Annotated in this window: 10 protein-coding genes; 4 read left to right on the top strand and 6 right to left on the bottom strand. The window is 42.4% G+C overall.

What is annotated here, in order from left to right:
• A partial coding sequence (locus tag BKL51_RS05995) for a DUF6396 domain-containing protein (RefSeq protein ID WP_077465827.1) occupies nt 1–503 on the top strand: 503 nt, incomplete at its 5' end.
• A 596-nt stretch (nt 504–1,099) separates the two neighbouring features.
• Here the strand turns inward: BKL51_RS05995 and BKL51_RS05990 are convergent.
• The 6 genes from BKL51_RS05990 to BKL51_RS05965 form a co-directional block, all read right to left on the bottom strand.
• Nucleotides 1,100–2,515 (bottom strand): basic amino acid/polyamine antiporter, encoded by a 1,416-nt coding sequence (locus BKL51_RS05990; RefSeq protein ID WP_077465826.1) that lies wholly within the window; start codon nt 2,513–2,515, stop codon nt 1,100–1,102.
• Between the two features lie 38 nt (nt 2,516–2,553).
• The gene (locus tag BKL51_RS05985; protein ID WP_077465825.1) at nt 2,554–3,135 is read right to left on the bottom strand and encodes a uracil-DNA glycosylase family protein; all 582 of its coding nucleotides are present in this window, start codon (nt 3,133–3,135) and stop codon (nt 2,554–2,556) included.
• Between the two features lie 58 nt (nt 3,136–3,193).
• Nucleotides 3,194–4,093, bottom strand: coding sequence for a homocysteine S-methyltransferase family protein (locus BKL51_RS05980; RefSeq protein ID WP_077465824.1), 900 nt, complete (start codon nt 4,091–4,093; stop codon nt 3,194–3,196).
• A 67-nt stretch (nt 4,094–4,160) separates the two neighbouring features.
• Nucleotides 4,161–5,252, bottom strand: coding sequence for a redox-regulated ATPase YchF (gene ychF / locus BKL51_RS05975; RefSeq protein WP_077465823.1), 1,092 nt, complete (start codon nt 5,250–5,252; stop codon nt 4,161–4,163).
• Between the two features lie 48 nt (nt 5,253–5,300).
• Nucleotides 5,301–5,885, bottom strand: coding sequence for an aminoacyl-tRNA hydrolase (gene pth / locus BKL51_RS05970; RefSeq protein ID WP_077465822.1), 585 nt, complete (start codon nt 5,883–5,885; stop codon nt 5,301–5,303).
• A gap of 75 nt (nt 5,886–5,960) precedes the next feature.
• Nucleotides 5,961–6,377 carry an EamA family transporter gene (locus tag BKL51_RS05965; protein ID WP_077465821.1) on the bottom strand — a complete coding sequence of 139 codons (417 nt, stop codon included), beginning with the start codon at nt 6,375–6,377 and terminating at the stop codon, nt 5,961–5,963.
• Between the two features lie 79 nt (nt 6,378–6,456).
• Here BKL51_RS05965 and BKL51_RS05960 point away from each other — a divergent pair, with 79 nt between their 5' ends.
• The 3 genes from BKL51_RS05960 to xseA are packed head-to-tail and all read left to right on the top strand — an operon-like array spanning nt 6,457 to nt 9,306.
• Entirely contained in the window at nt 6,457–6,771 is a 315-nt protein-coding gene (locus tag BKL51_RS05960; protein WP_077465820.1) for an RnfH family protein, read from the top strand.
• Nucleotides 6,768–7,994 (top strand): cupin domain-containing protein, encoded by a 1,227-nt coding sequence (locus BKL51_RS05955; RefSeq protein WP_077465819.1) that lies wholly within the window; start codon nt 6,768–6,770, stop codon nt 7,992–7,994. Before BKL51_RS05960 ends, BKL51_RS05955 begins: the two co-directional genes overlap by 4 nt.
• On the top strand, nt 7,987–9,306 hold the full coding sequence (gene xseA / locus BKL51_RS05950) for an exodeoxyribonuclease VII large subunit (protein WP_077465828.1): 1,320 nt from the start codon (nt 7,987–7,989) through the stop codon (nt 9,304–9,306). Before BKL51_RS05955 ends, xseA begins: the two co-directional genes overlap by 8 nt.
• Nucleotides 9,307–9,369 lie beyond the last annotated feature (63 nt).

Here is a 9,369-nt window from a genome sequence, read left to right as displayed (position 1 = left end):
TAAAACTTGTGGAGCAATTCAGGATATGTGCATCAGAGCAAGGATTAGGCAATGCCTCATCTAATTTAGGATCGAGCTTTAAATTAGATAAAAAATATGTAGAAGCAGTAAAGAGTTACCATCAAGGCGTTAAAAACGGTGACATTATATCTGCATTAGCCCTTTCTCATGCTTTTGAAAAAGGAATGCAAGCAGATAATCTTAATTTTCTAGATGTTTCTCCTGATGAAGAGCGTTCAAGAAGATATGAAATTATTACTAACTATTTAGATGATAATAATTATCTTCAGCCCAAAGTCCCCGACTTAGACGACATCGTGCCGTTGCCGCCCGCCCCCTTGCAGGAATGGGACGGCAAAATCGCCTTTCAGCGTTGGTATGAAGGCGACGCCCCGCCTAAACCGAGTGAAGCCCTGATGTTAAAACTGGCCAATCAGGCAGGGGTTCGAGTGGATAACGGATTAGATTTAGAAACGGGCTTGCCGAAGAAACCAAAAAAATAACGGAAAAATCACTTATAAATCCCTGAGGTGATTGATTTACGCCTTCGGCAAAGCCAACGTTCAACATCCGTCGGATTTTGTGACCGCACTTTTAGGCTGAACGGTTTAAAAGTGCGGTTATTTTTTAGCGTGTTTTATGGGAGATATTTTCTATTTTTATCTTGTGATTTTTTGAGCAGTATTTTCATTTTTCACCATTTGTTTGGGAGTTTATCGCCCATTGGGAAACCCACAAAGCAGCGGACAGACAGGGGGGGACGATTCACTGATTCATCGTGGTTAATTCTTCCGATGCAGGTATTGGCAATGGAATTATGCTACTAATGAAATGTTTACTCATAATCATACCTTTGGCTACTTCGGTGGGATACTGTCTCAAGGGATTTACGATAATCCTAAGACTATTGTTAAACAAATAAAATCCTATAAAGAGGGGTCGTTTTAGGGACGCAATGTTTGTATTCGTTTAATAACCTATTGAAATAATTTGATTTTATAAGGAACACAAATATTGTACTCTTCTGGTATATTGAAATATTCGTTTCTGTACGTTCGCTCCATAATACCGTGATTTTTAACCTCTCTTGGAAAACGGATTAAGTCCAGTCAACATTGGTAAAGGCATTATAAACAGCCCAAATAAATAGAAGTGCAATAATGACTATTACACATTTTTCCCATTTGTTCAGATTGAAATTTTTTCCTTGGTGTTGATAGCGGGAATATAAAAATAACCCAATCCCCGGTACATAGAGCAAAATGGAAAGGAGCAAATAATCCAATCCTGCAGCGTATAAAATCCACAAACCGTAAATAGATGCTATTAAGCCTGTGAGTTTAATGTACCAAGGGGCATTTTGTTGAATGGCAAGTTTAAACAGATAGGCCCCAATCAAAAAATAAGGCACGAGGATCATTGAGGTAGAGATCAATAATAATGCGTTATAACTTTTTCCTGTCAGCAAAACTAATAACAAACAAAGTTGTACGACAAATCCGGTAAACCAAAGGGAGTTAATCGGCGTGTTGTTTTCATTGAGTTTGTCGAAAATTTTGGGGAAAGCACCGTTTTTAGAGCCACGATAAGGTACTTCGGAAGAGAACATCGTCCAACTAATGTAAGATGCGAGTACTGAGACAATTAAGCAGGAGATGATGATTATTTTTCCGCTATTCCCGATCATATGTTCAAGTAAGCCTGCCATAGAGGGATTTGACATTGCAGCGATGGTTTCACGGGGTAAAATTCCTAAGGAAAGCACAGTGATCGCCACATATAATGCAAGGGTGATTAAAATCCCCAATACGGTGGCAAGCCCGACATCAGTACGTTTTTTGGCATGTGCCGATAATATCACCGCTCCTTCTACGCCGCTAAACACCCAAAGGGTGATTAACATAGTATTTTTTACTTGATCGGAGACGTTATTATTTAATGCGGTTGCTTTCACATCATGGTTAAAGGTTTCAGGGTTGAAGAACCATAGTGCGAACAGGATAAACAAGAATAGCGGAAAAACTTTCACAAAAGTAGCGATAAGGTTTACGGTCGCCGCTTCTTTTATTCCTTTGGCGATTAAAATATGTACAAGCCAGACAACAATTGAAGAACCGATAAACGAAGCGATAGTATTTCCTTGCCCGAAAATTACCATATTTTCGCTATCGGTGAACGTACCTAGTCCTTCAAAGGCAACCACTAAATAACCCACAATACCGATAGTGGCGCATAGCCAATAGCCCCAAGCAGATATAAATCCCATGAGTTCGCCAAAACCTTCTCGTGCATAGGTGTAAATACCGCCGTCTAATTCGGGCCGAAGTCTGGAAATGAAAAAGAAAGAGAGACCGAGAAAAATAATTCCCACACCCGTAATCGTCCAACCGATAATGAGAGCTTCCGAGCCGGCAACTTGCGCCATATTTTGCGGTAGGCTGAAAATACCCGAGCCAATCATAGAGCTTAAAACTAATGCGGTTAGAGGAAGCAAACCAATTTTTTTATTTGACATATTATTTCCTAAAACAGTTTTCCGAAAAAATAAGATAATCAATGGGATAAAATTGTTTTCACAAGTTGTTGTAAGGTCGGTACCACTTCTTGTTCAAACCATAAATTTTTCTTTAACCAAAGTTGATTACGTGGCGAAGGATGTACTAAGGGTAAAAAGTGCGGTAGAAATTCACGGTAGTTTTTTACTGTTTCCGTCACGTTTAAGGTATTTTGCGGTAAATAGTATTTTTGCGCATATTGCCCGATTAAGAGCGTAAGCCGAATATTTGGTAAGGCTGCTAGAATTTGCGGATGCCATTTTTCCGCAAAGCCTTTACGGGGCGGTAAATCGCCTGATTTTCCTTTGCCCGGATAGTAAAAATCCATTGGAATGACGGCAAACAGCTCCGAATTATAGAAGGTGTCGCGATCAACATCTAGCCATTCGCGTAAGCGATCACCGCTTTGATCATTCCAATAAAGACGTGTTTGCTCCGCTTTTACACCGGGAGCCTGACCGACAATGTTAATTCGAGCGGTAGAGGGAGCGGCAAAAAGCGGTTCGATATGACGTTCAGTGAAAGATTTATTTTGAGGATCGGCAATAATTGCGCTTTTGATTTGATTAATCGTTTGCATAATTTATCCAATTTATCTCGTTTCTGTTCATTGATGGAGAGGATATTTTATTGATATTCTAGCCGAATTTTTCCGCTAATGCTTTGATATGCTCGGGACCAATGCCACAACAACCGCCAATAATGGTGGCGCCACTTTCAACCCATTTTTCAGCCCAGAGGAGATATTGTTGCGGATTGAGATCCTCTCGGATTTCATCCAGACCGTCATTTGCGGTGGCATTTTTCGGTTGCGGAGGAAAAGCATTGGCATAAGCACCGATACGAATAGTGGTGATATGATGGTTTTTTAAGGTTTCCTGCGTGGTGAGTAAAGCTTGTTGAATTACTTCAGGTTGGCAACAATTGAACAAAATTGCCGCTACACCTAATTCGATCATTTTTTCGACCGCAATTTGTACCGTTTCACCGGAACGTAGGCGGGGAATGTCGGTGGGCTCGTCGTCTTGTAACGTGAAAGACACCCAAAGCGGGCGTGTATCTTTAGGTAATAAAGGTTTGATCGCTTGGGACTCGGTGGCGGAACTTTGGGTTTCACACAGCCAGAAATCAACATAAGGCGAAAGCCCGTCAATGATCGGTTGTGCAACTTCTTGTACGCGGTTAGGCTGATATAAATCAAAACGGTAAGAACCGAATAATGGGGGAATTGAACCTGCGATTTTGATATGAGAAACACCCGAATTTTCTACCGCACTTTTGGCTAAACGCCCGGCCAGATCCGCTAGATTTTTGCCATCGGTATGAAAGCGTTGTTCACCGATATGGAAGGGTACGACAGCATAGCTATTTGTTGTAATCACTTGAGCACCGCTTTTAATAAAATCTTCATGCACAAGTTGAACGGCGGAAGGCTGTTGATACAATGCAAGGGCGGACCATTCGGGCTGTTGAAAAGGCGCTTTACGGCGCGCCAATTCACGCCCCATTCCACCGTCTAAAATGATGATGTTTGACATTTTGCTTTCTCAAATTTTCTAAAAAAAGACCGCACTTTAGGCGTCGTGCGGTCGTGTTTGATTAAATTTATACGTTGAAACGGAAGTGCATGACATCACCATCTTGTACGATGTAATCTTTCCCTTCTAAACGCCATTTACCGGCTTCTTTCGCACCGTTTTCACCTTTGTATTGAATAAAATCTTCATAGGCGATGACTTCGGCACGGATAAAACCTTTCTCAAAATCCGTGTGAATGACGGCTGCGGCTTTTGGTGCGGTTGCGCCTACAGAAACCGTCCATGCGCGTACCTCTTTTACGCCGGCGGTGAAGTAAGTCTGAAGATTTAATAGGGCATAGCCGGCACGAATAACGCGGTTCAAACCGGGTTCTTCAATGCCTAAATCTTGTAAAAATTCGACTTTTTCTTCATCGTCAAGTTCGGCAATTTCCGATTCAATGGCGGCACACACCGGCACAACCACAGAACCCTCTTTTTCAGCAAATTCGCGGACTTTATCAAGGTACGGATTATTTTCAAAACCGTCTTCGTTGACGTTTGCGATATACATAGTCGGTTTGAGGGTTAAGAAATTATAGCTTTTAATGGCAAGCAACTCCTCTTTATCAAGAGCAACGGAGCGAATCATTCCCGCTTCAGAAAGGACGGGAAGGATTTTTTCCATCACTGAAAGCTCAAATTTCGCTTCTTTATCGCCGCCTTTTGCACGTTTTTGTAAACGCTGAATGGCTCGTTCGCAACTATCTAAATCGGCAAGCGCAAGTTCGGTATTGATGGTTTCAATATCGTTTAACGGATCAATTTTTCCGGCAACGTGTACAATATCGTCATTTTCAAAGCAACGAACGACATGACCGATGGCATCGGTTTCACGAATGTTTGCTAGGAATTTATTACCCAAGCCTTCGCCTTTACTCGCTCCGGCCACTAATCCTGCAATATCCACAAACTCCATAGTGGTCGGGAGAACGCGTTCAGGTTTCACTATTTGCGCGAGGGCATCGAGGCGGGGATCCGGCATTGGGACAACGCCAGTGTTTGGTTCAATCGTACAGAACGGATAATTTGCCGCTTCAATACCTGCTTTAGTGAGCGCATTAAAAAGGGTGGATTTCCCTACGTTTGGTAAGCCCACGATACCACATTTAAATCCCATATTTTTTCCTTATATTGAGTCAAAAAAGTTGCGACAATGACCGCACTTTTAAATTTTAAAACTGTTTAAGCGATTGGTCGCTTTTACTATGCCGTCTTTAAAAATCATTTCCACGCAATCTGTGGCTTCGTCTAGGGCTTTTTCAAGAGCGCTACGCTCTGTCGGAGCCGGTTTATTAAGAACATAACCGGCAACTAAATCACGATGCCCGGGATGTCCGATTCCTAAGCGTAAGCGATAGAAATTGTTGTTATTTCCTAGTTTTGCCACAATGTCTTTCAAACCGTTATGTCCGCCGTGTCCGCCGCCCAGTTTGAGTTTTGCGACACCGGGCGGTAGATCCAGTTCATCATGAATCACAAGAATTTGTTCCGGTTGAATGCGATAAAATCCACTCAAGGCTGCCACCGCTTTACCGCTTAAGTTCATAAAAGTGGTCGGCACAAGTAAGCGGACTTCTTTTCCATTTACTAAAGTGCGGACGGTTTTACCGAAGAATTTGTTCTCAGGATTAAGCGTAGTATTGAAACGATGTGCTAAACGTTCTATCAACCATTCACCGGCATTATGACGTGTCTCGGCATATTTATCTCCGGGATTACCAAGTCCAACGATGAGTTTTATTTCAGACATATTAAGTAATGAGGTTAAAACGTAATAATTAAAAAATAGTAGCGCATTGTAGCGAAATGCGGGTAAATTCTCAATCTATAACGCTAGAACAAGCACACCCGCCAGAATCAATATACTGCCTATTATGAGTTTTAAGCTCAAGGGTTCGCCTAAGACGACTACGCCTAAAATAATCGCAATCACAACACTCAGTTTATCAATAGGTGCAACCCAAGATGCCGGGGCGAGTTGCAAGGCGCGATAGTAACATAACCATGACAGCCCGGTGGCAACGCCTGATAAAATTAGGAAAGTAAAAGGTTTAGCGACGATATGGTGCGGTAATTGCCATTCGTTACGGGCGGAAATGATGCCGGCGGTAACAAGCAATACAACGATAGTGCGAATAAAGGTGGCAAGATTACTATTTATTCCCTCCACACCGAGTTTTCCTAGAATTGCGGTTAAACCGGCGAAAAATGCTGATCCGACAGCGAAAAATACCCAATTCATTTTACTCCCTATTTTATCGTTAAAACTGACCGCACTTTTCCGCTATAATAGCCGAAAATTTTTGTATAAAGAAAGCATAATGAATCAGATTAATATTGAAATTGCCTATGCGCTGCCGGATCACTATTATTTGAAATCGCTCCAAGTCGCTGAGGGGACAATGGTGCAAACTGCGATTTTGCAATCCGGTATTTTGCAACAGTTTACTGATATTGACTTACGTCAAAATAAAATTGGAATTTTTAGTCGTCCGACAAAATTAACCGATCTATTGAAAGAGGGCGATCGTGTTGAAATTTATCGTCCGTTGCTGGCTGATCCGAAAGAAATTCGCCGGAAACGGGCAGCAGAACAAGCCGCTCAAGCCAATAAAGAAAAAGGAGTCCAAAAATGACCGCACTTTCACTTTTCCCAACGGATTTTTGCTTACCCGAATCCATCACCCCTGAAATTTTCTTGCGGGATTATTGGCAGAAAAAGCCACTCATTATCCGAAACGGTTTGCCTGAAATTGTGGGGCAGTTTGAACCGCAGGATATTATTGAGTTGGCGCAAAATGAAGATGTTACGGCACGTTTAGTCAAAACCTTTTCGGATGATGATTGGAAAGTGTTTTTTAGCCCTTTAGCGGAAAAAGATTTTAAGGGGGGGCCGGAAAAATGGTCTGTGCTAGTGCAAAATATGGAACAATGGTCGCCGGAATTGGGGCGGCTTTGGAACAAATTTGGTTTTATTCCCCAATGGCAACGTGATGACATTATGGTGTCTTATGCGCCGAAAGGCGGATCGGTGGGTAAACATTATGATGAATATGATGTGTTTTTGGTGCAAGGTTATGGTCGTCGCCGTTGGCAATTGGGGAAATGGTGTGATTCAAGCACGGAGTTTAAACCGAATCAGCCGATTCGTATTTTTGATGATATGGGGGAGTTGGTGATTGATGAGGTAATGAATCCGGGCGATATTCTTTATATTCCCGCCCGTATGGCACATTATGGCGTGGCGGAAGAGGATTGTTTAACCTTTTCTTTTGGCTTGCGTTATCCGAATTTAACCCACTTAATTGATGGCATCAGTAAAGGTTTTTGTCATCAGGATCCGGATTTGAATTTAAGCGAATTTGATTTACCGCTTCGCTTAACGCAGTCGGTACAGCGTACCGGTAAGCTTGCCGATGAAAATATTCAGGTGATGAAACGGCAACTGCTGGATAAACTTGCCCATTCCAAGGCCTTTGACAAGTTATTCAAACAAGCAGTGGCAAGTGCGGTGAGTTCACGCCGTTATGAACTCTTGGTTTCTGAAGAAATGAGTGATCCTGAAGAAGTGCGTGCCGATTTAGAAGAGGGGGCGCTACTTTGTCAGGATAATAATTGCAAGTTGCTTTATACGGAAAATCCCCTTCGTATTTATGCCAATGGCGAATGGTTGGACGAATTGAATGTCATTGAAACGACAGTGTTGAAACGTTTGGCAGATGGGGAAACCCTAGATTGGACATTCCTGCAAAATTTAGCGGATATTACCGATGATTCGGAAACAACCATAGAATTATTGTTAGATTCAATTTGTAACTGGTTGGATGATGGCTGGGTATTGATAGATGAGTATGTCTGAGAATATTTATTCCGTATCCCAACTCAACAATGCGGCACGTCAAATGTTGGAAAGCAATTTTTCACAAATTTGGCTGACGGGAGAAATTTCTAATTTTAGCCAACCGGTATCGGGGCATTGGTATCTCACATTAAAAGATGAAAATGCACAGGTGCGTTGTGCGATGTTTCGGATGAAAAATTTGCGTGTGGCGTTTCGCCCGCAAAATGGTATGCAAGTATTAGTGCGTGCTAATGTGAGTTTATACGAACCGCGTGGCGATTATCAGCTCATCATTGAATCAATGCATTCTGCGGGTGAAGGGGCGTTACAACAGCAATTTGAAGCCCTGAAGATGAAGCTGGCGGCAGAGGGGCTATTTGCCCAAAATCTCAAGAAAAATTTACCGCACTTTAGTAAAGCGGTAGGGATTATCACTTCATCCACCGGTGCCGCATTACAAGATATTTTGCATATTTTGGCAAGGCGGGATCCGAGTTTGAAAGTGGTGATTTATCCCACTGCCGTGCAAGGTAAGGAGGCAACGGCTGAGATTGTGCAGATGATCGAACTGGCAAATGCACGACGGGAAGTCGATGTGCTTATTATTGGACGAGGCGGCGGTTCGTTAGAGGATCTTTGGTGTTTTAACGAGGAGTCTGTCGCGCGCGCAATTTTTCGTTCCGCCTTGCCGATTATCAGTGCAGTAGGTCATGAAACGGATGTAACCACTGCGGATTTTGTTGCTGATCTTCGAGCTCCTACGCCCTCCGCAGCCGCAGAGTTAGTTAGCCGAAATCAAGAGGAACTACAACAACAACTCCGCCATCAGCAACAGCGATTAGATATGGCGTTTGACCGACTATTAGTACAAAAAAGCCAGCATTTAAAACAGCTGACATTACGTTTGCAAAATCAGCATCCACAGAATCGACTTCGTGTTCAACAAGCAAAAAATGAACAACTTGTACAGCGTTTACACTTTGCGATACAACGTCAGTTTGAAAAAACACAGCAAAAATTGACCGCACTTGCCGTTCGTCTAGCACAAAATCCCTTACCTTACCGTGTCCAACGTCATCAACAACAATTAGTCCAATTACAAGGTCGACTACATTTCAGCATAAACCGCCAATTGACCGAACGTCAAAACAGGCTTGCAACATTATGTGGAAAATTAGATGGATTAAGCCCGTTGAAGGTTTTAGCACGCGGTTATTCCATTGCAACAACGGAGCAAGGAAAAACAATTGCAAGTATAAATGACGTTAAACAAGGGGACGTGATTACGACAAAAGTCGCAGATGGAAATATTCGTAGTCGGGTTGTGTGAAATTTAGATGAAAGTGATTGATAGGGTTATTTTGATGTATTTTTAAGAAAAGGTGCGGTTTAT

This window comes from Rodentibacter sp. Ppn85 (genome assembly GCF_001999335.1).
GTDB lineage: Bacteria > Pseudomonadota > Gammaproteobacteria > Enterobacterales > Pasteurellaceae > Rodentibacter.
This window is presented reverse-complemented; position numbering and strand designations above follow the sequence as displayed.